This window comes from Amycolatopsis sp. NPDC049252 (assembly GCF_043197175.1).
Lineage (GTDB): Bacteria > Actinomycetota > Actinomycetes > Mycobacteriales > Pseudonocardiaceae > Amycolatopsis.
Genome location: NZ_JBICSQ010000012.1, coordinates 23900 through 48430 on the forward strand (window position 1 = coordinate 23900; position 24531 = coordinate 48430).

The 24531-nt window shown below is 70.7% G+C and carries 23 protein-coding genes and 1 riboswitch; of the genes, 21 read left to right on the forward strand and 2 right to left on the reverse strand.

Features of this window, described 5'->3' with window-relative positions; all coding sequences use genetic code 11:
- Positions 1-32 precede the first annotated feature (32 nt).
- From coaD to ACGFMK_RS16775, 10 genes are all read left to right on the forward strand, one after another.
- Complete coding sequence (gene coaD / locus ACGFMK_RS16730; protein WP_392763348.1) at positions 33-518, forward strand: pantetheine-phosphate adenylyltransferase; 486 nt, start codon at positions 33-35, stop codon at positions 516-518.
- Positions 519-654: 136 nt separating this feature from the next.
- Positions 655-1359: a ribonuclease domain-containing protein gene (locus ACGFMK_RS16735; RefSeq protein ID WP_392763351.1), complete on the forward strand. Its 705-nt coding sequence runs from the start codon at positions 655-657 to the stop codon at positions 1357-1359.
- A gap of 219 nt (positions 1360-1578) precedes the next feature.
- Positions 1579-2307, forward strand: a complete 729-nt coding sequence (locus ACGFMK_RS16740; protein ID WP_392763353.1) for a DivIVA domain-containing protein — start codon at positions 1579-1581, stop codon at positions 2305-2307.
- Positions 2308-2384: 77 nt separating this feature from the next.
- Entirely contained in the window at positions 2385-2993 is a 609-nt protein-coding gene (locus ACGFMK_RS16745) for a YceD family protein (RefSeq protein ID WP_392763355.1), read from the forward strand.
- Positions 2994-3063: 70 nt separating this feature from the next.
- Complete coding sequence (gene rpmF / locus ACGFMK_RS16750; RefSeq protein WP_247062158.1) at positions 3064-3246, forward strand: 50S ribosomal protein L32; 183 nt, start codon at positions 3064-3066, stop codon at positions 3244-3246.
- 14 nt (positions 3247-3260) lie between these two features.
- Positions 3261-4028, forward strand: coding sequence for a ribonuclease III (gene rnc, locus ACGFMK_RS16755; RefSeq protein WP_392763356.1), 768 nt, complete (start codon positions 3261-3263; stop codon positions 4026-4028).
- 142 nt (positions 4029-4170) lie between these two features.
- The gene (gene mutM, locus ACGFMK_RS16760) at positions 4171-5040 is read left to right on the forward strand and encodes a bifunctional DNA-formamidopyrimidine glycosylase/DNA-(apurinic or apyrimidinic site) lyase (protein ID WP_392763357.1); all 870 of its coding nucleotides are present in this window, start codon (positions 4171-4173) and stop codon (positions 5038-5040) included.
- A gap of 58 nt (positions 5041-5098) precedes the next feature.
- The gene (locus ACGFMK_RS16765; RefSeq protein ID WP_392763359.1) at positions 5099-5533 is read left to right on the forward strand and encodes a helix-turn-helix domain-containing protein; all 435 of its coding nucleotides are present in this window, start codon (positions 5099-5101) and stop codon (positions 5531-5533) included.
- 1268 nt (positions 5534-6801) lie between these two features.
- Complete coding sequence (locus tag ACGFMK_RS16770; protein ID WP_392763675.1) at positions 6802-7323, forward strand: hypothetical protein; 522 nt, start codon at positions 6802-6804, stop codon at positions 7321-7323.
- Positions 7320-8486: an MAB_1171c family putative transporter gene (locus tag ACGFMK_RS16775; protein WP_392763361.1), complete on the forward strand. Its 1167-nt coding sequence runs from the start codon at positions 7320-7322 to the stop codon at positions 8484-8486. Before ACGFMK_RS16770 ends, ACGFMK_RS16775 begins: the two co-directional genes overlap by 4 nt.
- 952 nt (positions 8487-9438) lie before the next feature.
- Here the strand turns inward: ACGFMK_RS16775 and ACGFMK_RS16780 are convergent.
- A complete protein-coding gene (locus tag ACGFMK_RS16780; RefSeq protein WP_392763363.1) occupies positions 9439-10341 on the reverse strand; it encodes an SMP-30/gluconolactonase/LRE family protein in 903 nt (300 codons plus the stop codon).
- A gap of 69 nt (positions 10342-10410) precedes the next feature.
- Between ACGFMK_RS16780 and ACGFMK_RS16785 the strand changes: the two genes are divergently transcribed.
- The 4 genes from ACGFMK_RS16785 to ACGFMK_RS16800 all read left to right on the forward strand — a co-directional run bounded on the left by ACGFMK_RS16785 (position 10411) and on the right by ACGFMK_RS16800 (position 13586).
- Positions 10411-10854, forward strand: coding sequence for an Lrp/AsnC family transcriptional regulator (locus ACGFMK_RS16785; protein ID WP_392763365.1), 444 nt, complete (start codon positions 10411-10413; stop codon positions 10852-10854).
- Positions 10855-10942: 88 nt separating this feature from the next.
- Positions 10943-11269, forward strand: a complete 327-nt coding sequence (locus ACGFMK_RS16790) for a PadR family transcriptional regulator (RefSeq protein ID WP_392763368.1) — start codon at positions 10943-10945, stop codon at positions 11267-11269.
- Entirely contained in the window at positions 11266-12501 is a 1236-nt protein-coding gene (locus ACGFMK_RS16795) for a DUF1700 domain-containing protein (RefSeq protein WP_392763371.1), read from the forward strand. The genes ACGFMK_RS16790 and ACGFMK_RS16795 overlap by 4 nt, the downstream gene beginning before the upstream one ends.
- Positions 12502-12686: 185 nt before the next feature.
- Positions 12687-13586 carry an alpha/beta fold hydrolase gene (locus ACGFMK_RS16800; protein ID WP_392763678.1) on the forward strand — a complete coding sequence of 300 codons (900 nt, stop codon included), beginning with the start codon at positions 12687-12689 and terminating at the stop codon, positions 13584-13586.
- 104 nt (positions 13587-13690) lie between these two features.
- Here ACGFMK_RS16800 and ACGFMK_RS16805 read toward each other — a convergent pair whose 3' ends face one another.
- Complete coding sequence (locus tag ACGFMK_RS16805) at positions 13691-14212, reverse strand: general stress protein (RefSeq protein ID WP_392763373.1); 522 nt, start codon at positions 14210-14212, stop codon at positions 13691-13693.
- A 225-nt stretch (positions 14213-14437) separates the two neighbouring features.
- Between ACGFMK_RS16805 and ACGFMK_RS16810 the strand changes: the two genes are divergently transcribed.
- The 7 genes from ACGFMK_RS16810 to gcvT all read left to right on the forward strand — a co-directional run bounded on the left by ACGFMK_RS16810 (position 14438) and on the right by gcvT (position 24524).
- Positions 14438-15802: a glutamine synthetase family protein gene (locus ACGFMK_RS16810; RefSeq protein WP_392763376.1), complete on the forward strand. Its 1365-nt coding sequence runs from the start codon at positions 14438-14440 to the stop codon at positions 15800-15802.
- Positions 15783-16496 (forward strand): gamma-glutamyl-gamma-aminobutyrate hydrolase family protein, encoded by a 714-nt coding sequence (locus ACGFMK_RS16815; protein WP_392763379.1) that lies wholly within the window; start codon positions 15783-15785, stop codon positions 16494-16496. The genes ACGFMK_RS16810 and ACGFMK_RS16815 overlap by 20 nt, the downstream gene beginning before the upstream one ends.
- Positions 16493-17857 (forward strand): aldehyde dehydrogenase family protein, encoded by a 1365-nt coding sequence (locus ACGFMK_RS16820; RefSeq protein WP_392763382.1) that lies wholly within the window; start codon positions 16493-16495, stop codon positions 17855-17857. Before ACGFMK_RS16815 ends, ACGFMK_RS16820 begins: the two co-directional genes overlap by 4 nt.
- Positions 17857-18624: a 3-oxoacyl-ACP reductase gene (locus tag ACGFMK_RS16825; RefSeq protein WP_392763384.1), complete on the forward strand. Its 768-nt coding sequence runs from the start codon at positions 17857-17859 to the stop codon at positions 18622-18624. Before ACGFMK_RS16820 ends, ACGFMK_RS16825 begins: the two co-directional genes overlap by 1 nt.
- 488 nt (positions 18625-19112) lie before the next feature.
- Complete coding sequence (locus ACGFMK_RS16830) at positions 19113-19757, forward strand: hypothetical protein (RefSeq protein WP_392763387.1); 645 nt, start codon at positions 19113-19115, stop codon at positions 19755-19757.
- 681 nt (positions 19758-20438) lie between these two features.
- Positions 20439-20536: riboswitch (glycine riboswitch) on the forward strand.
- A 44-nt stretch (positions 20537-20580) separates the two neighbouring features.
- Positions 20581-23412: an aminomethyl-transferring glycine dehydrogenase gene (gene gcvP, locus ACGFMK_RS16835; RefSeq protein WP_392763681.1), complete on the forward strand. Its 2832-nt coding sequence runs from the start codon at positions 20581-20583 to the stop codon at positions 23410-23412.
- A gap of 8 nt (positions 23413-23420) precedes the next feature.
- On the forward strand, positions 23421-24524 hold the full coding sequence (gcvT, locus tag ACGFMK_RS16840; RefSeq protein WP_392763389.1) for a glycine cleavage system aminomethyltransferase GcvT: 1104 nt from the start codon (positions 23421-23423) through the stop codon (positions 24522-24524).
- Positions 24525-24531: the final 7 nt, after the last annotated feature.

The following is a 24531-nucleotide window of genomic DNA, read 5'->3' on the forward strand; positions in this document are numbered from 1 at the left end:
GTGGAGCGCGCGGGCACGGTAGCGTCCGCGCCATGCGGCGTGCGGTCTGTCCCGGTTCCTACGATCCGGCCACCAACGGGCACCTCGACATCATCGAGCGGGCGGCCCAGCTGTTCGACGAGGTCGTCGTCGCGGTGGGGGTGAACAAGAGCAAGAAGGGCCTCTTCGAGATCGAAGAGCGCCTGGAGATGCTGCGCGAGATCACGGCGAAGCAACCGAACGTGCGCATCGACTCGTGGGAAGGCCTGCTGGTCGACTATTGCCGTGAGAACGGCATCGCGGCGATCGCCAAGGGCCTGCGCTCGGTCAGCGACTTCGACTACGAGCTGCAGATGGCGCAGATGAACCGCGAGCTCACCGGCGTCGAGACGCTGCTGATGGCGAACAACCCGGCGTACGGGTTCGTGTCGAGCTCGCTGGTCAAGGAGGTCGCGGCCCTCGGCGGCGACGTCGAGAACCTGGTCCCGCCGATCGTCTACGAGCGGCTCGCGTCGAAGTTCCCCAAGCTCGGGCGCTGAGCGTCCTCCACCAGGGACCCGCGCGCGTCCGGTTCCCCTCCAACGGCCCCCTACGAACGTCGGGACTTGGCGCCGGCGTCGCGGGAGTTCACCTTTCCGCCTTCTGACGATCACGCGATCGGGTTACGGTCCGAAAATGACCAACTACCGATCTCGCCTGGTCGCGGTCCTGTTCGCGCTCCTGGCCACGCTGTCCATGGGGGTCACCGCCGCCGAGGCGGTCACCGGTGCACCGGCCGTCGCGGCGCAGAACCGGTGCGGCGACCTCGCCGGGTTCACCCACAAGGCGCTCTCGTCGCTGCCCGCCGAGGCCACGACGACCTACGACCTGATCCAGAAGGGCGGGCCGTTCCCCTACCCGCAGAACGACGGCGTCGTCTTCGACAACCGCGAAGGCGTCCTGCCGTCCTGCGCGACGAGCTACTACCACGAGTACACGGTGCCGACCCCCGGCGCGAGCAACCGCGGCACGCGCCGCATCGTGACCGGCAGCGGCGGCGAGTACTTCTACACCGGCGACCACTACGCCACGTTCCAGGTCATCGACATCGACGGCGGCGGCACGCCGACGCGGCAGTGCGGCGACCTGTCCGGCCTGGCGAAGATCGGCTACTCGCAGCTGTCCTCGGCCGCCAAGACCGTCGTGGACGACGTCCGCGGCGGCGCGTCCACCGGCACGACCTACGAGAACCGCGAAGGCGTGCTCCCGGCCTGCTCGTCCGGCTACTACCAGCTCTTCACCGTCGGCACCAACGACCGCGTGATCTCCGGCAAGGCCGGCGAGCTGGCCTACACGCCCGACCACTACGTCACGTTCAAGGCGATCGACCTGAATTCCTGAACGCGGTGACTCCCTCGTCCGTGGCCTTCCGGGACACGGACGGGGGAGGCACGGATGCACCGACGTGATCCGGCTGACCCGGGAGCAGGCCGCGAAGGTGATCACCGATCCGGCGTTCACCCTGCCGTGGGACGCGGACACGCCCGGTGCCGTGCGCCTTCACCGCTTCGGCGCCGGATGAGGGCAGACTGGTGCCAGCGACAGGGGATTGGAGTTGCCGTGTACCGGGTTTTCGAGGCGCTCGACGAGCTCGTCACCATCGTCGAGGAGGCGCGCGGCGTCCCGATGACGTCCAGCTGCGTGGTGCCCCGCGGCGACGTCCTCGAACTCCTCGACGACGTCCGCGACGCACTGCCCGCGGAGGTCGACGACGCCCAGGACGTGCTGGACAAGCGCGACGACCTGATCCACGCCGCCCGCAAGGAGGCCGGGGAAACGGTCGCGGGGGCGAACTCCGAAGCCGAGCGGGCGATCGCCGAGGCCACCGACGAGGCCGAGCGGATCCTGGCCGACGCCCGGGCCCGCGCCGAGCAGATGCTCGCCGACGCCCACGACCAGGCCGACCGCACGGTCGCGGCGGGCCAGGCCGAGTACCAGAACCTCACCGACCGCTCCCGCGGCGAGTCGGAGCGGATGATCCAGGCCGGCCGCGACGCCTACGACCGCGCCATCGAAGACGGCCGTCTCGAGCAGGCCCGGCTGGTCGCGCAGACGGAGGTCGTCCAGGCGGCGCACGCCGAATCGGCCCGCATCGTCGACGAAGCCCACGCGGAAGCGGACCGCCAGCGCGGCGACTGCGACGCCTACGTCGACGGCAAGCTGGCCGAGTTCTCGGAGCTGCTGGCGACGACGCTGCGCACGGTCGACTCGGGCCGCAACCACCTGCGCTCCCCGGCGAACCTGCCGAACAGCGGCGGCCGCCCGACGCTCTACGACTACCAGGTGTGACCAGCCTCTCAGCGGCTGCGTGACGTGCGCGGGTGCCAGCTCGAAAGGGGTGGCACCCCGTGCGTACTCTGGACGGGATGTCCGAGAACAAGACCCCCCAGCTCGACGACCGCAGCCCGTGGGTGATCGACACCCGTGAGCTCGGCCGTCACGCCGGTCTCAGCCGCGCTCTTCAGCGCAGCGTGCCGGTGGAGACGCCGCTTGGCGTCCCCGACGTCATCACCATCGACGCCGGTTCCGAACTCAAGCTCGACCTGCTCCTCGAATCCGTCGTCGAGGGTGTCCTGGTCAGCGGCACCGCGACGGCGACCGCGCAGGGCAACTGCGCGCGCTGCCTCGACCCTCTGACCGAGGAGGTCGAGGTCGAGGTCCAGGAGCTGTTCGCCTACCCGGGGTCGGCCACCGAGGAGACGACCGACGAGGACGAGATCCCGCGGCTGGTCGACGACCGGATCGACCTGGAGCCGACCGTCCGCGACGCCGTCGTGCTCGCCCTGCCGCTGGCGCCGTTGTGCACCGAAGACTGCGCCGGGCTCTGCATCGACTGCGGCGTCAAGTGGGCCGATCTCGAGCCCGGACACGGGCATGAGAAGATAGACCCTCGGTGGGCCGCACTGGTCGAGCGCTTCGACGAGAATGCGGGCGAAAAGCCTGCGCAGGACCCCGCTGAGCAAGAGCAAGCCTGACGAGCGTCCAGCTCGCCGGTGAGGAAAGTTCGCTCGCACCGCGAGCAGACCGTCTTAAGGAGATCTACTCGTGGCCGTCCCGAAGCGGAAGATGTCGCGATCCAACACGCGCGCCCGCCGCAGCCAGTGGAAGGCGGCTCCGGTTCAGCTGGTGCCCTGCTCCAACCGCGCCTGCAAGCAGCCGAAGCTCCAGCACATCGCGTGCCCGTCGTGCGGCCAGCACAACGGCCGCCAGGTCGTCGAGCCCGCCTGATCGGGTAGCCGACAATGGGGGGCAAGACGCCCGGGGGACCACCAGCCGATCCGGCGCCGTTGCTCGAAGCGCTCGGGGTCGTACTCGACCCCGAGTTGCTCGAGCTGTCGCTGACCCACCGTTCGTACGCGTACGAAAACGGCGGTCTGCCGCCGAACGAGCGGCTGGAGTTCCTCGGTGACGCCGTGCTCGGCCTGGTCGTCACCGATCACCTCTACACCACGCATCCCGACCTGCCCGAAGGTCAGCTCGCGAAGCTCCGCGCCAGCGTCGTCAACATGCACGCGCTGGCGAGGGTGGCCCGCGGGCTCGGCGAGGGCGGGCTCGGGGCGCACCTGTTGCTGGGCAAGGGCGAAGAGCTCACCGGCGGCCGGGACAAGGCGAGCATCCTCGCCGACGGCCTGGAAGCGGTCATCGGCGCGGTGTACCTGGCGCACGGCATCGAGATCGCCCGCAAGCTGGTGCACCACCTCTTCGACGGTCTTCTCGCCGAGGCGCCGCTGCGCGGTGCCGGGCTCGACTGGAAGACGAGCCTGCAGGAGCTGACGGCGTCGGCCGGTCTCGGCGTGCCCGAGTACCGCGTCGAGGACACCGGTCCGGACCACCGCAAGGAGTTCACGGCCACGGTCCTCGTCGGCGGCCGCCCGCTCGGCACCGGTTCGGGTTCGACGAAGAAGGAAGCCGAGCAGAAGGCCGCCGAGACGGCCTGGCGCTCGCTGTCGGGCGAACTCGAAGCCGAGAAGAAGGCCGCGGATTCCGAGAAGCCCGACGAGGACGCCTGAAGCTCGCGTTCTCCTGATCCGCCTGTAGCCCAGAGGCGTTCGTGGCCGTCCGCCACGAATTCTCCGGGAGACAGGCGGATTTCTCCTTTTCCGCCTCCGGTGCCGTGCGAGAACTGTCGTACCCCCGGGGCACAATGACGTCATGCCCGAACTTCCCGAGGTCGAAGTCGTCCGAGTGGGCCTGCAGGCGCACGTCGCCGGCCGGACCATTCGCGACGCCGAGGTCCTGCACCCGCGGGCGATCCGGCGGCACGTCCTGGGTGCCGGCGACTTCACCCAGCGGCTCACCGGTGCCCGCGTCGAAGCCGCGCGGCGGCGGGGCAAGTACCTGTGGCTCGAGCTGTCCGACAAGGAAGCCGTCGTCGCCCACCTCGGGATGAGCGGGCAGATGCTCGTCCAGCCCGAGGACGCACCGGACGAGAAGCACCTGCGCGTGCGGCTGCGCTTCGACGACGACGGCCCGGAGCTGCGCTTCGTCGACCAGCGCACGTTCGGCGGCCTGGTGCTGGACGACCTGACCGACATCGGTGAGCGCGTGCTGCTGCCGGGCTCGATCGCGCACATCGCGCGCGACCCGATGGACCCGGCGTTCGACCTAGAAGCGGCCGTTCGCGCGTTGCGGTCCCGCCGCACCGAGATCAAGCGTGCCCTGCTCGACCAGACGCTGGTGTCGGGCATCGGCAACATCTACGCCGACGAAGCGCTGTGGCGCGCGAAGCTGCACTGGGCGCGGCCGACGGAGAAGCTCACCCTCGCGAAGGGCCGCGAGCTGTTGTCCGCGGCGTCGGACGTGATGAACGCGGCCCTGGGCCAGGGCGGCACGTCGTTCGACGCGCTGTATGTGAACGTCAACGGGCAGTCGGGGTACTTCGACCGTTCGCTCGACGCGTACGGCCAGGAGGGCCTGCCCTGCCACCGCTGCGGCTCGCCGATCCGGCGCGAGCCGTTCATGAACCGGTCGTCGTTCTCGTGCCCGCGGTGCCAGCCGCGGCCGAGAACGAACTCGCGTTGATAACAGGTGTTCGCCTTTCAGCTAGGATGAATACGCCTGGTAGCTGAGGGAGTGCAACGTGGTCAAGGAGCCCGGCAAGTCGACGCTGGCCGACAAGATCGACCAGCTGTTCCACGTGGTCCGGAGGGCCGATCGGGAGCCGTACAGCAACGAGGAGGTCGCGACGGCCTGCCGCGAGGCCACGGGCGAGAGCTTCTCGACGACCTACCTGTGGCAACTCCGCACAGGCCGGCGCACCAACCCGACCAAGCGGCACCTGGAAGCATTGGCCCAGTTCTTCGGAGTCCCCCCGGCCTACTTCTTCGACGACGAGCAGAGCCGCAAGATCGCCGAGGAGCTGGCCCTGCTGGGAGCGCTACGCGACGCGGGCGTCCGCGACCTGGCGCTGCGCGCGGTGACCCTGTCGGCCGACGGTTTGGACACGATCAGCGACATGATCGACGCCATCGCCCGCCGCGAAGCCGGCCGAGGAGCCCCGAAGAAGGACAGCTGACCCAGCACCGAATCCCGCGCGCCGGCTTGTCCGGACAGTTCGCCGGCGGCGGCGAAGAGACTGACTGTCCTGGAGGCTGGATCGATCGCGGCCGGTCGCGTGGGTAGTCCGGCGGCAGTGGCGAGGAGCCCGACAGCCTCGGCGACCGGGCCGACTGGTTCGGCGACTTCGCCACAACACGCGAACCGGCGGCCTCGCGACCACATCCGTTCCGGCGCACCTATCGTTCCGCCACAGCCGCCGAACCGCCGCGGACCTGTCGACTGGCTCGGCGTCTTCGCCACAGCGCAATGTTCCGGCCGCTCTTTTGCCACTGCCGGACTACCCAGGAAGTCGGCGGGGTCCGCGAGAACGGGCGACCTCAAGACAACATCCGGTCCGGCCTCAGCGCAATCAACCCTTCCCACCACAGCCGCCGAACCGCCCGGTCGAGCCAACTGGGTCGGCGACTTCGCCACTGCGCATGTTCCGGTCGCCTGGTCGGTCGCTCTTCCGGCACTGCTGGACCACCCAGGAAAGGCGGCGGGGTCCGCGAGAACCGGCGACCTCAAGACAACATCCGGTCCGGCCGCGGTGCACCTATCCTTCCGCCACAGCCGCCGAACCGCCTGGACGAGCCAACCGGCTCGGCGACTTCGCCACTGCGCATGTTCTGGCCGCCTGGTCGGTCGCTCTTCCGCCAATACCGGACCACCGAGGAAAGCCGGCGGCGCCCGCGAGAACCGGCGACCCCAAGACAGCAGCCGATCCGGCCGCGGCGCAACCAACCCTTCCCGTCACAGTCAACCCGAGCCAACCCGCTCGGCGTCTTCGCCGCTGCGTATTTTCCGGCCGCCCGGTCGGCCGCTCTTCCGGCACTGCTGGACCACCCAGGAAGCCCGCGGTCCGCTAGAACCGGGCGATCTCACAATCGTGCGCGATCCGGCTGCCGGACCAGCCGACCGCTACCGGATCTCTCCGGCCGGCCAGCTGTGTGGTCCGGCCACAGCGATGGTGAGAAAAGGCGGCTGGCCCAGCGGGAACCCGGGCGCCGAGGAGTCTGCGCCGGTAATTACCGGCGGGGTGGTCCCGTGGCGACCGTCGTCGCGGTAGGTTCGCGGGGTCGGCATGGCGGTGCGGACGCGAACCGGATTCGGTACCGGGCCCCAGTGGGCCCGCGTGGCCGCGTGCCGGGACGAGATCCGGCCGCGGTGGCGTGGAGAAGGAGGGTTGACGTGGCGGAGCGACGATCTCTGCGGCGGCTCTCCGCGCGGGGACCGGGCCGCGCCTTGTGGCAGCGGGCCCGTGAGGTGGCCGGCACCGTCAGCCTGCCGGAACCGTTCGATCCCGAGGCGTTCGTCGCGGCCCTGGCCGCCCAGCGCGGCCGTCCGATCGAGCTGATGCCGGTCAGCGCGCCCGACGGCGCACCCTGCGGGCTGCTGATGAGCACCGAACGCGCGGACTACATCCTCTACCCGACCAACACGACCGCCCTGCACCGGCGGCACATCCTGCTGCACGAGGTCGGGCACCTGGTCTGCGGGCACACGGGGCCCGACGGCGGCCCCGACGGCGTGGCCATCGACGCCGCCGCGGGCCGGCAGCTGATGCCCAACCTCTCGCCCGAGCTGGTCCGCCGGGTCCTGGGCCGCACCACCTACACCGAGGTCGAGGAACGCGAGGCCGAACTCGTGGCCACCCTGCTCGCGCAGCGGATCGTCCGGCCCGAAGAACCGGCGCCCGACGTCCCCGAAGACCTGCGGCGCTTCGACTCGCTGTTCGGCGGCCGGTCCCGCCGCCGCGCGCCGTGATCGAGACCCTGACCTATCACCTGTGCCTGCTGGGGTGCGCCGGGTTCGGGTACAAGCTGATCGAATCACGCCACAGCCAGCCGGCGCGCACCATGTGGTTCCTCGCCGGGTTCGGCATGTGCATCGCCGCCGGCATCGTCGTGCTGACCCCGGCGATGGAGGTCCTGGCCGGCCCGGGCCCGGTGTTCGCGTGGGTCGCGCCGTTGATGGGGGAGGAGCTGAAGCTGGGCGCGATCGGCTTCGCGGTCGCCTTCGGCCAGGCGATGTGGCGAGGCGAAGGCGCCCGGCTCGTCCCGCACGCGTTGTTCACCGGCGCGACGATGGTCCTGCTCGCGGCGTGCTACGCGCTGTCCTCGCCAGAGCGGGTCGGCGACGACACGGTGTTCCCGGCCGGCGGGCTGCCGTTCGCGATCGGCGACAAGATCCTGTTCCTGGTCTACGGCCTGGTCAGCCTCGGTCTGCTCAGCTCGGTGTTCGCCCGCGGCGCGCGGCACGCGGAGCCCGGCCCGCTGCGCGCCGGGCTGTGGCTGCTGGTGATCGGAGTCGGCTCGGCGTTCGTGTGGACGCTGTGGGGTGTCGACGACGTCCGCAGGCTCGCGCAGACGTCCCGGATCGAGGCCCGCGAAGACCTGGTGTCGTCGGTGCTGGCGGCGGTGACCGTCGGATTGATCGCGGCGGGGGCGACGCTCAGCGCGTGGTCGCCGGCGGTGTCGTCGGTGCTCGGCCGGGTGCGCGCCTACCGGGCGTACCGCCGCATCGAGCCGCTGTGGGCGGCATTGCGCGCGGCGGTGCCGGGCATCGCGCTCGACCCGGGCCGCGGGCTGGCGGCCGGACCCGAGTTCGCGCTGTACCGCCGGGTGATCGAGATCCGCGACGGTCACCTGGCCCTGCGCGCCCACTTCGACCCCGGCCTCCCGGCCCGAGCGGCGGCGGAGGCCCGACGTGCGGGAGTCCCCGAAGCCGAAGTCGCGGCGACGGTGGAGGCGGTCACCCTGGCGGCGGCGATCGAGGCGGAACGGGCGGGCCGCCGCTTCGCCCCAGCCGACGACACACCGGAACCCCTGGCGGACGCCGACGCGGACGTCGCGGCCGAGGCGGACTGGCTGGTTCGGGTCAGCCGCGCCTGGCGCCGCGGCACCCAGCTGAACCAGGCGCTCGACTAGCGCGGGACCGAAGTCGTGAGGGGCATGGCCATGAGGGTGCCCCTCATGGGCGGCGGGCGCCGCTTACCGTGACTCGTAGGGTGTACGTCGGGCTGGGCCGGGCGCTCGGCTGGCTCGGAACGGAAGCCGTGCGGGGCACGCTGCTGAGTCGTGCGTTTTGGCTGGCTGGGGTCCGAAGTCGCGCAGGGATCGTTGCTGGGCAAGGGATCGACGAGCCCGGAGCGAAGCCCGCGCGAGGTACGCTGCCGTGCCGGGCGTTCGGCTGGTTGGGTTCTGAGGTTGCGTGGGATCGCTGCTGTGCAGGCGAGTGACGAGCGCGGAACGGGAGTCGTGGGTACGCTGCCGTGCCGGGCGTTCGGCTGGCTGGGTCCGAGGTTGCGTGGGATCGCTGTTGGGTAGGCGAGTGACGAGCGCGGAACGGGAGCCGTGGGACGCCCTGCCGTGCCGGGCGTTCAGCTGGCTGGGTCCGAAGTTGCGTGGGATCGCTGCTGTGCAGGCGAGTGACGAGCGCGGAACGGGAGCCGTGGGACGCCCTGCCGTGCCGGGCGTTCAGCTGGCTGGGTCCGAGGTTGCGTGGGATCGCTGCTGGGTAGGCGATAGACAAGCTCGGAATGAGAGCCGTGCGAGGTTCGCTGCCGAGCCAGGTGTTCGGCTGGTTGGGGTCTGAAGTCGCGCAGGGCTTGTTGCCGGGTAGATGATCGACGAGTCCGGAACCGAAGCCCGTGCGGGCGCGCTGCTAAACCAGGCGCTCGACAAGCCCAGCTCTGAAATCGTGAGGGGCACCCTCATGGCTTTTATGTCCATGAGGGTGCCCCTCACGAATGGCGGGCGCCCTTCATCCTGATCCGCAGCGTGTACGGCGAGCTTGGCGTCGCGCTGAACCGGGCGCTCGACCAGTCCGGAACCAAAGTCATGAGGGCACCCCCATGACTCCGGGGCCAAAGACGTCCACTCATGGGTACCGAGCCCCGTTCACCGTCACCCGCAGGGTGTACAGCGAACTTGATGCCGTGATGAACAGCTCGTTCCGCCGAGCGCCGCCGAAGGTGAAGTTCGAGCAGACCTCCGGCATGCGGAGCTTGCCGATGCGGGTGCCGTCCGGGGCGAAGCAGTGCAGGCCGTCGTGGGCCGCTGCCCAGACGTTGCCCTCGCTGTCGACTCGGACTCCGTCGAAGCCGCCCGCGTCGGACGTTGCGAAGATCTCGCCGTCGGTGAGGGTTCCGCCGTCGGCTACGCCGAACACCCTGAGGTGGCTGGGATCCTGGCGGGTGTCGGCGATGTACAGCTGCGACTCGTCGGCCGAGAACGCCAGGCCGTTCGGACGGGAGAAGTCGTCGGCGACGATGCGGACCTCGCCGTCCTGCGGGTCGACGCGGTACACGTGGCACGCGCCGATCTCGCTCTCCGCGCGGTATCCCTCGTAGTCGCTGTCGATGCCGTAACTCGGGTCGGTGAACCAGATTGACCCGTCCGAGTGCTCGACGACGTCATTGGGACTGTTGAGCCGCTTTCCTTGGTACAACGAAGCGAGCACGGTGATCGACCCGTCATGCTCCGTGCGGGTCACCCGGCGGGGACCCTGCTCGCAGCTGATCAGCCGGCCCTGCCGGTCGACCGTGTGCCCGTTCGCGTAGTCCGACGGCTGCCGGAACACCCCGACCTGGCCGGTGGTCTCGTCCCAGCGCAGGGTCCGGTTGTTCGGGATGTCGCTGAACACCAGGTAGCGCCCGGCCGGGAAGTACGCAGGCCCCTCGGTCCAGCGGCAGCCGGTGTGCAGGCGCTGCATCCACTCGTCGCCGTTGACGCGCGCGAAGCGCTCGTCAAGCACCGCGAAGTCCGCCTTGACCAGATCCACCGAACACCTCCCCAATCAAAATACCATCCTGTGCCGATCATGCTACACCGAACCTGATATGGTCAACCAGTGGATGACGTGGATCGGATGTTGCTGGCGGAACTCCAGCGGGACGCGGGGCAGGTGTACACGGCGCTCGGTCGGGCGGTCGGGCTCTCGGCCGGTGCGGCCCACGAGCGCGTGCGCAAACTGCGCGAGCAGGGCGTGATCCGGCGGACCACCGTGGAGGTCGACCCGGTCGCGGTCGGGCGCGCGGTCGCGGCGTTCGTCCTCGTCGAGGCCAACGCCTGGATGGGGGACGGTTCGGTGAAGACCGCCCTCGAAGCGCTGCCCGAGGTCATCGAAGCGCACGTCGTCGCGGGGCCGGCGTCGCTGCTGGTGAAGGTGCGCACGGCGTCGACGGAGGAGCTGCAGGCAGCGCTGCGGCGGCTGTTCACGATCGACGGCGTCACCGGGACGCAGACGATCGTCGTGCTGGAGTCCTTCTTCGAGCGGCCCGTCGACCCCGGGTGATCCCTCGGCGACGCGCCGGATGGCCCTCTGCCGTGCGCACTACTGCGCAATGCGTGGTACCTTCCTAAGCGTAAGACTGGAGGGTGCAGTGGAGATCAGTCAGCTGCTCAAAGGGGTGCTCGATCTCGCCGTCCTCGCGGTGCTCCGCGAGGAAGACGGCTACGGGTACGACGTCCTGCGAAGACTCAGGGCATCGGGCCTGGAGGAGGTCGGGGACGCGTCGGTGTACGGGACGTTGCGCAGGCTCTACAAGGCCGGCCTGCTCACCTCGTACGTGGTGCCCAGTGAAGAGGGGCCGCACCGCAAGTACTACAGCCTGAACGAGCCGGGCCGGCTCCGCCTGGCGGAGTCGGGCAAGACCTGGCACAGCTTCGCTTCGACGATGAACGTGCTTTTGGGAGAGGCAGCAGCATGAGCGACAAGCCGACCGCCGTGCGGGTTTATCTGGCGCGGGTCCGGACCGCGCTCGCCGACCTGCCCGCGAGCGAGATCGAAGAGATCCTCGAGGACGTCCGCCCGCACCTGGCGGAGCTCGAGGGCGAGCTGGGGGAGGGCGCCCGCGTCGAGGCCCTCATCGAACGGCTCGGCACCCCCGAGAGCTACGCGGCCGAGCTGCGGGCTTCGGGCGGTTACCCGCCGGCGGGGGAGGGGGCGGCCACGGTGCTGACCACGGCGCCGGCGTCACCGAGCCTGCTGAAGCCGCGGATCGCGTTGTGGGGCCTGGTGATCAGCGCGCTGGCGCTCACGCTGATCGCCTTCACCGCCGCCATCAACGTGGAGCCCGACGCGCTGATCGGCATCGTCGTGCCCGCGCCGGTGTTCCTGATCAGCCTGGCGCTGCTGCTGCGCGGAGGCGTCGAGCCGGTGCTGGCGCTGCCGGAGCTGGCGCGGCTGCGCACGTCACTGGGCAGGCTCCGCGAGCAGGAGGAAGGCGGGAAGGCGCTGCGCTACCTGGGTTCGCTGAAGCCCGCGTGGTGGGTCATCTGCGCCCTCGCGCTGCTCACGTTCGGGGTGCTGCTCATGCTGCGGCACCGGCAAGCCGTGCTGCTGCTGCCTTTCCTGCTCCTCGCGGGTGTCGCGGCCGTGTGGGCCGGGCCGCGGTTGCGCGCCGACCGGCGGCTGCTGTGGGTCGCCGTGCCGGTTTCGGCGTTCGTGATCGGCGGGGCGCTCGGCGGCTTCGGGGCGGCGGTCGACCTCATCTCGAACCGCAGCCCCTACCAGAGCGCGTCGTCGCCGTACTACCCGTCGTCGTCCGACCAGTACGGCACCGACCAGCTGACCTACGGCGGCCAGGCGGTCGGCAACGTCTACGCCTTCGACGCCGAGGGCAAGCCGCTGACCGAGGTCTACCTCTACGACGAAGAGGGCAGGCCGATCACGCTGACCCGCTACGGCTGCGAGCGCTCGTCCGGCACCAAGGAGAAGATCGGGTCGGACAACCGGTTCCCGCGGCCGCGGATCCAGCAGGGCGTCACCGACGACCAGGGCAACTTCGACGGTTACAACGGTTACCGCTCCGCCTGCCGCGAAGACCCGAACGTGCCGTTCAGCGCGGCGATCCCGAAGGTGACGACACCACCGACGACGTCGCCCTCACCCAGTGCTCCTTCGTCGACGCCGGCTCCCACGACGACGCCGACAAGGTAGGGGGGAACGGACGCCAGGAGCGGAGGTCGGGGCCGCTCCTGGCGTTCACCCGATCCGAACGTGCCGGAAACGTCCAGCGAACGCACCCGTGGTGAGCTGGGTACGTGCCGGCATTGACGGGGATCGGGGCGGACACGTTCGCCCCGCGCACACGGGTGGTCCACGGGTACGAGCGCGCCTACCGGATGGCCGGGCGCGGTCCCGCCGTGCTGTTCCTGCACGGCATCGGCGACGACTCGTCGACCTGGCTGGACCTGCTGGCCTCGCTGTCCGGCGACTACACGGTGATCGCGCCGGACCTGCTCGGCCACGGCGCTTCGGCCAAGCCGCGCGCCGACTACTCGGTCGCCGCCTACGCGTGCGGCATGCGCGACCTGCTGACCACGCTGGACGTCGACCGGGTGACGGTGGTCGGGCATTCACTCGGCGGCGGCGTCGCGATGCAGTTCGCGTACCAGTTCCCGGAACGCTGCGAACGCCTGGTGCTGGTCGGTTCCGGTGGTGTCGGGGCGAGTGTGCACCCGTTGCTGCGCCTGGCGGCCGCACCGGGCGCGGGGCTGGTGATGCCGCTGCTGGGCACCCGCCCGGCGCTGGCCGCGATGCGCGGGATCGCCGAGCTGCTGCGGGTTTCCGAGGGACTCGGGCTCGGCCCGGACCTCGACTACGTGCTGACGCGCTACGTCCGGCTCCTCGAACCGGGCAGCCGGACGGCGTTCCTGCGGACGCTCCGCTCGGTCGTCGACTGGCGCGGCCAGGTGGTCAACATGCTCGACCGGTGCTACCTGACCGAGGGAATCCCGACGCTGCTGGCGTGGGGCACCGACGACGTGGTCGTGCCGAGCGGCCACGCGCTGCGCGCCCACCGCGCGATGCCGGGCAGCAAGCTGGTGCTGTTCGAGGGCGCGGGCCACTTCCCCCACCGCTCGGACCCGCAGCGGTTCCTGGAGATCCTGCGCGAGTTCCTGACGAGCACCCCGCCGGCCCGCTACGACCGCGCGCGCTGGGGCGAGCTGCTGCGGTCGGGCCGGCCGTCGGAACTCCCGGACCCGTCGTCGGACATCCCGACGGTGTCGTCCGGCACCTGAGCAGCCCCCGTTTTCCACGCTACCGGCGAGCACCGACGGTTCCGCCGGGCCCGGACGCGACGAAGGCCGCCTCCCGAGGGGAGACGGCCTTCGAAGGGTGACGGTCAGCGGCCGAACGCGCTCCGCGCGGCCAGGTCCGCCAGGAGTGCGCGGCCCTTCTCGGCGTTGCGGGGCTGCGACAGGACGTCGTAGCGGCGGGCGACCAGCTGGCTCTGCGAGATGAACCCGCGCTTGTTGCGGTTCGCCGCGTAGCCCAGAGCGCCGAACAGCAGGTTGAACCCGAGGCCGGCGACGAGGCCGATGGCGATCGGCACCAGCCCGGCGCCGGGGTTGAGCAGGCTCAGCACGACGCCCAGGAACAGGCCGAACATGGCGCCGGACATCGCGGCGCTGCCGAGGACCTTGCCCCACGACATCTTGCCCGCGATCCGCTCGACGAGCATCGGCTCCACGCCCACGATCGTGACGTCGGTGACCGGGAAGTCCGTGCCCGCGAGGTGGTCGACCGCGCTCTGTGCCTGCTCGTAGGACTCGTACGAACCGATCGGCCAGCCGGTGGGCAGGGTCGGCAACTGGGGCCGGGCCTGCTGCTGTCCGATCGTGGTCTGCGTGAATGCTGTGGTCATCGATCTCACCTCTCCTGCCCCTTACAACGTGGAAGTACCCCGGATTCCTCCCGGTCGAGCACGATTCACAGGCTCTTCTCAGCCGGGCATCCCGGACATTCCACCACGCCGTCCGAGTGTCACCGCAATGGATCAAAAAAGTACCTTTTCGAGGGTTGACCCGTAGCTCGCCACCAGGGTAGGAAGGACCGGCAAAGGATTCGCATCAAACCTTTGGGGTGGCTGATGGCACGCAGGCGAGGCATGCTCACCCTCGACGAACTCCGGGAGCGCGTGGACGCGGGCACGATCGACACCGTGCTCGTCGCGATCACGGACATGCAGGGGCGGCTCCAGGGCAAGCGCTGCGCGGCCGAGTACTTCCTCGACGAGGTCGTCGGGCACGCCACCGAGGCCTGCAACTACCTGCTCGCCGTGGACGTCGACATGAACACCGTCGACGGTTACGAGCTCTCGTCGTGGGAAAGCGGGTACGGCGACTTCGTGCTGCGTCCCGACTTCGACACCCTGCGGCTGGTGCCGTGGCAGGAGGGCACCGCGCTGGTGCTGGCCGACGTCGAGCGCGTGCAGGGCGGGCCGGTGTCGGTGTCGCCGCGCCAGATCCTGCGCCGCCAGCTCGAGCGGCTCGCCGAGCGCGGGCTCGGCGCCTTCGTCGGGACCGAGCTCGAGTTCATCGTCTTCGACGACACCTACGAAGCCGCCTGGGACAAGCGCTACCACGGCCTCAAGCCGGCCAACCAGTACAACGTCGACTACTCGATGCTCGGCACCGCGCGCCTCGAGCCGCTGCTGCGCCGCATCCGCAACGACATGGCGGGCGCCGGGCTCTACCCCGAGTCGGCCAAGGGCGAGTGCAACCCCGGCCAGCAGGAGATCGCCTTCCGCTTCACCGACGCGCTCGCCACCTGCGACAACCACAGCGTCTACAAGAACGGTGCCAAGGAGATCGCCGCGCAGGAGGGCAAGAGCCTCACCTTCATGGCGAAGTACAACGAGCGCGAGGGCAACTCCTGCCACATCCACATCAGCCTGCGCTCCACCGAGGGCCGGGCGGTGCTGGCCGGCGACAGCGAACACGGCTTCTCGAAGCTGATGGAGCACTTCCTCGCCGGCCAGCTGGCCGCGCTGCACGAGCTGGCCTACTTCCTCGCGCCGAACATCAACTCCTACAAGCGGTTCGTGCCCGGCAGCTTCGCGCCGACGGCCATCGCCTGGGGCACCGACAACCGCACCTGCGCGCTGCGCGTCGTCGGGCACGGCGAGTCGTTGCGCGTCGAGAACCGCGTGCCGGGCGGCGACGTCAACCCGTACCTCGCCGTCGCCGCGCTGATCGCGGCCGGTTTACACGGCATCGAGAACGAGCTGGAGCTCGAAGAGCCGTTCGTCGGCAACGCCTACAACTCCGGCCGCGCCACGGTCCCGACCACGCTGCCCGAAGCCGCCGCCGCCCTGGCCGGCAGCGACCTGGCGCGCGCGGCCTTCGGCGAGGACGTCGTCGAGCACTACCTGAACGCGGCGAAGATCGAGGTGGACGCCTACAACGCCGCCGTCACCGACTGGGAGCGGGTTCGTGGCTTCGAGCGCCTCTAAGCCGGTCATCGGGCTCACCACTTACCTCGAGCCCGCGAAGTTCCTCGTGTGGGAGACCGAAGCCGCGCTGCTGCACCGCGTCTACGTCGACTGCGTCGTCGCCGCGGGCGGCGTCCCGGTGCTGCTGCCGCCGGTGAGCGACGCGTACGACCGGCTGATGTCCACAGTGGACGGCCTGGTGCTGACCGGCGGCGCCGACGTCGAGCCGGAGCGTTACGGCCAGGAACAGCACCCCGCGACCTACACCCGGCCGAACCGCGACGCCTTCGAGTTCGGTCTCCTGGCCGCCGCGCGCGAGCAGGGCAAACCGGTGCTCGGCGTGTGCCGTGGCCTGCAGGTGATCAGCGTCGCCCTCGGTGGCACCCTGGTCCAGCACCTGCCCGAGGCCCGGGAGTCCACCGAGCACCAGCCCGCGCCCGCGACGTTCGGCAAAGGCATCGTCACGCTGGCCGACGGCAGCCGGGCGGCGCGGATCCTGGGCCCGGAAACGAAGACCCTGTGTTACCACCACCAGGCCATCGACCGGCTCGGTGCCGGTCTCGACCCGGTCGGCTGGTCCGCCGACGGCACGATCGAGGCCGCCGAAGCGCCGGGTGACGACTTCCTGCTCGGCGTCCAGTGGCACCCCGAGCAGGACACCGACGACGTCCGGTTGTTCCAAGCCCTGGTCGACGCGAGCAGGAGGCAAGAATGACCAGTTTCGATGTGATCAACCCCGCCACCGAGCAGGTGGTGCGGTCGGTCGCGCTGACCGGCGCCGACGAGACCGACGCGGCGATCGCCCGCGCCCACGCGGCGTTCGCGGCGTGGCGCGACGTCGCCCCCGGTGATCGGGCCCGGCTGCTGCGCCGCTTCGCCGACGCCGTCGAGGCGGACATCGAGCACCTCGCGCGGCTGGAGGTCGAGAACTCCGGCCACACCATCGGCAACGCCCGCTGGGAGGCGGGCAACGTCCGCGACGTCCTCAACTACTTCTCCGCCGCGCCGGAACGCCTGATCGGGCAGCAGATCCCGGTGCCGGGCGGGGTCAACGTCACCTTCCACGAGCCGCTCGGCGTGGTCGGCGTGATCGTGCCGTGGAACTTCCCGATGCCGATCGCCGGCTGGGGTTTCGCGCCCGCGCTCGCCGCCGGCAACACCGTCGTGCTCAAGCCCGCCGAGCTGACCCCGCTCACCGCGATCCGGCTCGGCGAGCTGGCCCGGGAGGCCGGCCTCCCCGAAGACGTCTTCCAGGTGCTGCCCGGCAAGGGATCCGTGGTGGGACAACGGTTCGTCGAGCACCCGGCCGTCCGCAAGGTCGTCTTCACCGGCTCCACCGAGGTCGGCAAGCAGATCATGGCCGGCTGCGCGGCGCGGGTGAAGCGCGTGACGCTGGAGCTGGGCGGCAAGAACGCGAACGTCGTCTTCGCCGACTCCGACCTGGAGAAGGCCGCGGCGACCGCACCCTACGGCGTCTTCGACAACGCCGGGCAGGACTGCTGCGCGCGGTCGCTGATCCTGGTGCAGGCGAGCGTCTACGACCGGTTCATGGAGCTGCTGGAGCCGGCGGTGCACGGCGTCGTCGTCGGCGATCCCGCCGAGGAGAAGACCGAGATGGGGCCGCTGATCTCCGCGGCCCACCGGGAAAAGGTCGCCTCCTACGTGCCCGACGACGCGCCGGTCGCGTTCCGCGGCACCGCGCCGGCCGGGCCCGGCTTCTGGTTCCCGCCGACCGTGCTGACCCCGCCGGACCTGCGGCACCCCGCCGCGGCCGAGGAGGTCTTCGGCCCGGTCGTGGCCGTCGTGCCGTTCACCGACGAGGCGGACGCGGTGCGCCAGGCCAACGCCACCGAGTACGGCCTGTCCGGGTCGATCTGGACCCGCGACACCGGCCGCGCCTTCCGCGTCGCGCGAGCTGTCGAGTCCGGCAACCTGTCGGTCAACTCGCACTCGTCGGTGCGCTACTGGACGCCCTTCGGCGGCTTCAAGCAGTCCGGCCTCGGCCGCGAGCTGGGCCCCGACGCCCCGACGGCGTTCACCGAGACCAAGAACGTTTTCATCAGCACGGAGGAGTAATGGTCCAGCGTTTCGAAGGCCGCGTCGCGGTGATCACCGGCGGCGCGAGCGGCATCGGGCTCGCGACCGCCCGCCGCCTGGCGAGCGAAGGCGCGCAGGTCGTCATCGGCGACCTGACGCCGGAGTCCGGCAAGGCCGCGGCGGACGAGGTCGGCGGCCTGTTCGTGCAGGCCGACGTCACCGACGCCGAGCAGGTGGAGAACCTCTACCGGACCACGGCCGACCAGTACGGCACGATCGACGTCGCGTTCAACAACGCCGGCATCTCGCCGCCCGAGGACGACTCGATCCTGACCACCGGGATCGACGCCTGGGAGCGGGTACAGCGGGTCAACCTGACGTCGGTCTACCTGTGCTGCAAGGAAGTCCTGCCGTACATGCAGCGCCAGGGCAAGGGCTCGATCGTCAACACGGCGTCGTTCGTGGCGGTGATGGGCGCGGCGACGTCGCAGATCTCCTACACCGCGTCCAAGGGCGGGGTGCTCGCCATGAGCCGCGAGCTGGGCGTGCAGTTCGCGCGGGAGAACATCCGCGTCAACGCGCTGTGCCCGGGGCCGGTGAACACGCCGCTGCTCAAGGAGCTGTTCGCGAAGGACCCGGAACGCGCGGCGCGGCGCCTGGTCCACGTCCCGGTCGGCCGGTTCGCCGAGCCGGAGGAGATCGCGGCGGCCGTGGCGTTCCTGGCCAGCGACGACGCCAGCTTCATCACGGCGTCCCAGTTCCTCGTGGACGGCGGCATCTCGGGCGCGTACGTCACCCCGATCTAACGGCGCGTGGACTTCTTCACGTCGTAGACCTCCCGCAGGTACATCCAGGCGGCGTTGATCTTCTTGCGCTCTTCGGCGCGGCGTGGGCGTTTTGTCCCTGCGCGAAGCTAGCGGGTTTCGTCAGCTTTGTGAGGTGACGCGGGGCATTCGACGACGGCACGTCGCGGCATGTGAGCGAGGTTGTCGCACGCGACAGCATCGCCGGGGCCGCCCCTCGGGTTCCTCTTAGCGTGGTCGAGTGGCGCACTGGCGCGCCGACGAGTGGGCGGAAGCGGTCCGGGCCGGGATCCGCTCCCGCGGTCTCTCCCTGGACGAGGCCGCGCGGCGGATCGTGCCGACGTCGACCCTGCGCAGCTGGATCGAGCACCGGCACGCGCCGAAGGTGACCGTGTTCGACCACTGGGCTCAGCTCGCCGAGGTCACCGGGCTCGGGGAGGCCGAGCTGCCGCGGGTCGCCGGGGTGCTGCCCGAGTCACTACGTCGGCATCGTGCCGCCCCGCGGCTTCCCGCACTCCGACGCCGAGACGCGCCGGATCATCGAGCGCGAGATCCTCGGCGGCCTCTGGCAGCCGCTCGGGCTGTACTGGCGGGTCGCCGAGCCGCACGACTGGCACGACCTGCCGCGGCTGGTGATCCAGGCGCCCGAGCAGGAGGCGTCGCGCCCGCCTTCACCGTCGCCGCCGGTCGTGGTGCTGTCGCCGATCTGGGGGTACGGCGAGCTGCTGGCGTCGCTGGTCGCCGACGGCCTCGGGTTCGGCAACGTCGACTTCCGCTACTTCGGCCTGCCGGACGCGATGGCCGACCGGCTCCGGATCACCGCGCGCGAGCTGGCCGAGCCGGCGCCGCGGCTGGTGCACAGCGTGCCGCCGTTCATGCCCGACCTCACCGGGCGGCTCCCGGTCGTGGTCCGCCACGGCCCGCGGATGCGCGCCCGCGCCGCCCGGATCTACCGCGAGCCGCTGCTCGAGGCCGGGTGCGCCGACCCCGCGGAAGGGACGCGGGCGATCGAGGCCGCCGTCGACGCGGTCGTCGCCCGGCTGCCCGGCGAGTACTTCGAGGTGGTCCTCGACGACACCGATGTCTTCGACGGCGACCGCCCGGACCTCGACCGGCTGAACGACACGGTGGCGTGATCCGCCGAGCAGATTGTCAAGCAGGTCCTGCTGGGGGCGGGCCTCCCGCCGGTGCCGCTGGGCGGGCCGTTGACACGCCTGGTGCTGCCGTCGGGCCGGGTCCGCCGCCCGCCACCGCTGGCCGGACGGGTCACCCGGCGCCCCGCGCGGGCGTAGCGCGTGGTGCGGGGCTGTACGGCGCATGTCGGGCATCGGCGGGTTCTTTTCGATCATCAAGGACATGTCTGCCCCGGCCCTGCGGGAACTTGCGTTGACGTCGACCCATGAGCCGGTGGGCTCACCTGCCCGCTCGGCAGTGCCTGCCCCGGAGGCGCCGGCGCGAGAAGTGGAGATCGATTCGCGCAGCGTTCAGACCTCGGGCCGCGAGCCGCTTTGGCACCGGTTCCGTCGTTGGATCCGAGTCGGCCCCGCTTCCGAGCCGCGGACCCAGAGGCGACGTTTGGCCATGAACGGCTGATGCGATCGGACGGGTCACCCGGCGCCCCGGCGGTCGAGGCGGGATCGAGGACCGGTGTGGCGTTGCCCGGGTGAAGTAGACGGGGGCCGAACGCGGCGGGTACGGTAGCCGCCATAACTGCAGATCGGGCCGTCGAGCCGAGGCGGGAGAGCCCTCACGAAGTCAGTGGGGCACCGAAGGAGCAAACTCCCCGGAATCTCTCAGGTACCTGCTACCGCTTCGCGCGAGGCCACTCTGGAAAGCAGGCGCACCCGCGCCTCACCCAAGGTGAAAGCCGTGCCCGCACGGTGAAACTCTCAGGTGCCATGACAGAGGGGGAGTTCCCAGCGCACCGTTGTGCCCGGTGCCCGGCCCGAGGAGCTCCCGATCACCTCTACGCAGTTCGACGCCCGCCACATCGGCCCGTCGGAGGCCGAACGCGCCAAGATGCTCGCCGAGTGCGGCTACGGATCCCTGGACGCGCTGCTCGAAGCGGCCGTACCGAGTGCGATCCGCGCCACACGCGACCTCGTCCTGCCGCCCGCCGCGTCCGAAGAGGACGCCACCGCGGAGCTGCGCGCGCTCGCCGCGCGTAACCGGCCGATGACGCAGATGATCGGGCTCGGCTACTCCGACACCGTCACCCCCGGCGTGATCCGCCGCAACGTCCTCGAGAACCCGGCCTGGTACACCGCCTACACGCCGTACCAGCCGGAGATCTCCCAGGGCCGCCTCGAAGCGCTGCTCAACTTCCAGACGATGGTCGCCGACCTCACCGGGCTGGCCACCGCGAACGCCTCCTTGCTGGACGAGTCGACCGCCGTCGCCGAGGCCGTCACGCTGATGCGCCGCTCGTCCAAGTCGAAGTCCAACAAGGTCGTGCTCGACACCGAGTGCCTGCCGCAGACCATCGCCGTGGTGCGGACCCGCGTCGAGGCGCTGGGCATCGAGGTCGAGGTCCGCGACCTGCTGACCGGCCTGCCGGACGACTTCTTCGGCGTCGTCGTCCAGTACCCGGGTGCGTCCGGTGTGCTGCGCGGCCGCGGTTTCTACCACGCGATTTCCGAGTCGGCGAAGGCCGCGGGCGCGCTGTTCACCGTCGCCGCCGACCTGCTCTCGCTGACGCTGATCACCTCGCCCGGCGAGTTCGGCGCCGACGTCGCCGCCGGGTCGACGCAGCGTTTCGGCGTCCCGCTCGGCTACGGCGGCCCGCACGCCGGGTTCATGTCCGTCCGCGCCGGGCTCGAGCGCTCGCTGCCCGGGCGCCTGGTCGGCGTCTCGGTCGACGCGGACGGCAACCCGGCCTATCGGCTGGCGCTGCAGACCCGTGAGCAGCACATCCGCCGCGAGAAGGCGACGTCCAACATCTGCACCGCGCAGGTCCTGCCGGCCGTGCTCGCCGCGATGTACGCGGTCTACCACGGCCCGGACGGTCTCAAGCGGATCGCCCAGCGCGTCCACGGCCTGGCCGCGGGCTTCGCCGACACGCTGCGCAAGACCGGCGTCGAGGTCGTGCACGAGTCCTTCTTCGACACGGTCGTCGCGCACGTCCCGGGCCAGGCGGCCGAGGTCCACGCCGCCGCCCGCGCGGCCGGCATCAACCTCGGCCACGTCGACGCCGACCACGTCCGCGTCGCCTTCGACGAGGTCAGCACGCCGGCGATCACCGAGAAGGTCCTGAAGGCCTTCGGTGTCGAGGGAGACGTCCAGGACGGCGTCGCGCTGCCGAACGGCCTGGCCCGCGAGAGCGGCTTCATGGGCCATGAGGTCTTCGGCAGCCACCGCTCCGAGACGGCGATGCTGCGCTACCTGCGCCGGCTGTCCGACCTGGACTACGCGCTCGACCGCGGCATGATCCCGCTCGGCTCCTGCACGATGAAGCTCAACGCCACCACCGAGATGGAGCCGATCAGCTGGCGCGAGTTCGCCGGCATCCACCCGTTCGCGCCGGCCGAGGACGCCGAGGGCTACCACGTCCTGGTCGCGCAGCTGGCCGAGTGGCTGGCCGAGGTCACCGGCTACGACAAGGTGTCGCTGCAGCCGAACGCGGGCAGCCAGGGCGAGCTGGCCGGGCTGCTGGCCATCCGCGCCTACCACCGTTCGAACGGCGACGACGCCCGTGACGTCTGCCTGATCCCGTCGTCGGCGCACGGCACCAACGCCGCGTCCGCGGTGCTCGCCGGGATGCGCGTGGTCGTCGTCAAGTGCACCGACGAGGGCAACGTCGACCTGGCCGACCTGCGGTCCAAAGTGGACGCGCACCGGGACACGCTCGCCGCGATCATGGTCACCTACCCGTCCACGCACGGCGTGTACGAGCACTCGATCGACGAGCTGGCCAAGATCGTGCACGACGGCGGTGGCCAGGTGTACGTCGACGGCGCGAACCTCAACGCCCTGCTGGGCCTGGCCAAGCCGGGCGAGTTCGGCGGCGACGTCTCGCACCTGAACCTGCACAAGACCTTCTGCATCCCGCACGGCGGTGGCGGCCCCGGCGTCGGCCCGGTCGCGGTGCGCGCGCACCTCGCGCCGTTCCTGCCCAACCACCCGCTGCTGGACCAGGCCGGCCCGGCGACCGGTGTCGGCCCGATCAGCGGCGCGCCCTACGGCTCGGCGTCGATCCTGCCGATCTCCTGGGCCTACGTCCGGATGATGGGCGCGCCCGGCCTGACCGCCGCGACGAAGGTCGCCGTGCTGGCCGCGAACTACGTCGCTTCGCGGCTGGCCCCGCACTACCCGGTGCTCTACACCGGCCAGGACGGCCTGGTCGCGCACGAGTGCATCCTCGACCTGCGCCAGATCACCAAGGAGACCGGCGTGACGGTCGACGACGTCGCGAAGCGGCTCATCGACTACGGCTTCCACGCGCCGACCATGTCGTTCCCGGTCGCCGGCACGCTGATGGTCGAGCCGACCGAGTCCGAGGACCTGGGCGAGATCGACCGGTTCGTCGCCGCGATGATCGCCATCCGCGGCGAGATCGACGAGGTCGCCAAGGGCACCTGGACCGCGGAGGCGTCGCCGCTGCGCGGGGCCCCGCACACCGCCGAGACGCTGGTCGGCGAGTGGGACAAGGCCTACGACCGCGAGCTCGCGGTGTTCCCGGCGGGTGTCTCTCGCAAGAACAAGTACTGGCCGCCGGTCCGCCGCATCGACGGCGCCCGCGGTGACCGCAACCTGGTCTGCTCCTGCCCGCCCCTCAACGCTTACGAAGGCTGAGTTCTCCCTTGAATTCCACAGCGTCGAAAGAGACCAGCCTGCACGGAGTCCACAAAGGACTTGGTGCGCTGTTCACCGACTTCGCGGGCTGGTCCATGCCGGTCCGCTACGCCAGCGAGCTGGCCGAGCACAAGGCCGTCCGCGAGGCGGCCGGGCTGTTCGACCTCTCGCACATGGCCGAAATCCACGTCACGGGCAAGCAGGCCGCCGACGTTCTGGACTTCGCGCTGGTCGGCAACCTCACCGGGGTCAAGCCGGGCCGGGCGCGCTACACGATGATCTGCGACGCCGACGGCGGCGTGCTCGACGACCTGGTCGTCTACCGGCTGGCCGACGAGCACTACCTGGTCGTGGCCAACGCCGGCAACGCGAAGGTCGTCGCCGACGCGCTGGCCGAGCGGGTCGCGGGCTTCGACGCGGTGGTCGACGACCGGTCCGAGACGACCGCGCTGATCGCCGTCCAGGGCCCGAACGCCGTCAAGATCCTCGGTGCGGTCACCGACGCCGACCTCGACGGGCTCAAGTACTACGCCAGCGTGCCGGCGGTCGTGAAGGGCCACGAGGTCCTGCTCGCCCGCACCGGCTACACCGGCGAGGACGGCTTCGAGCTGTTCGTCCCGGCCGACGAGGCCCCGGCGGTCTGGCGCATCCTCTCCGAGGCGGGGGAGGCCCACGGGCTGGTCCCGGCCGGGCTGGCCTGCCGCGACACGCTGCGGCTCGAAGCCGGGATGCCGTTGTACGGCAACGAACTCACCCTCGAGCAGAGCCCGTTCGAAGCCGGGCTCGGGCGCGTGGTCAAGTTCGAGAAGCCGGGTGACTTCGTCGGTCGCGCGGCCCTGGAAGAGCGGTCCAAGGCGGACGTCCCGCGCGTGCGCGTCGGGCTCAAGGGCCAGGGGCGTCGCGCGCCGCGGCACGGGTACAAGCTGCTGGCCGACGGGGTCGAGATCGGCGAGGTCACCAGCGGGGCGCTGTCGCCCACGCTGGGTCACCCGATCGCCATGGCGTACGTCGATCGGGCGTACACCGAGCCCGGCACCGAACTTTCCGTCGACATCCGGGGCAGGATCGAGCCCGTCGAGGTCGTCGCCCTGCCCTTCTACTCCCGCGCGTAAGGACTTT

Coding starts and splice junctions, on each gene's coding strand:
- coaD (WP_392763348.1), top strand. CDS start 33: ATGCGGCGTGCGGTCTGTCCCGGTTCCTACGATCCGGCCACCAACGGG.
- ACGFMK_RS16735 (WP_392763351.1), top strand. CDS start 655: ATGACCAACTACCGATCTCGCCTGGTCGCGGTCCTGTTCGCGCTCCTG.
- ACGFMK_RS16745 (WP_392763355.1), top strand. CDS start 2,385: ATGTCCGAGAACAAGACCCCCCAGCTCGACGACCGCAGCCCGTGGGTG.
- rnc (WP_392763356.1), top strand. CDS start 3,261: ATGGGGGGCAAGACGCCCGGGGGACCACCAGCCGATCCGGCGCCGTTG.
- mutM (WP_392763357.1), top strand. CDS start 4,171: ATGCCCGAACTTCCCGAGGTCGAAGTCGTCCGAGTGGGCCTGCAGGCG.
- ACGFMK_RS16795 (WP_392763371.1), top strand. CDS start 11,266: ATGAGCGACAAGCCGACCGCCGTGCGGGTTTATCTGGCGCGGGTCCGG.
- ACGFMK_RS16800 (WP_392763678.1), top strand. CDS start 12,687: ATGGCCGGGCGCGGTCCCGCCGTGCTGTTCCTGCACGGCATCGGCGAC.
- ACGFMK_RS16805 (WP_392763373.1), bottom strand. CDS start 14,212: ATGACCACAGCATTCACGCAGACCACGATCGGACAGCAGCAGGCCCGG.
- ACGFMK_RS16810 (WP_392763376.1), top strand. CDS start 14,438: ATGGCACGCAGGCGAGGCATGCTCACCCTCGACGAACTCCGGGAGCGC.
- ACGFMK_RS16820 (WP_392763382.1), top strand. CDS start 16,493: ATGACCAGTTTCGATGTGATCAACCCCGCCACCGAGCAGGTGGTGCGG.
- ACGFMK_RS16825 (WP_392763384.1), top strand. CDS start 17,857: ATGGTCCAGCGTTTCGAAGGCCGCGTCGCGGTGATCACCGGCGGCGCG.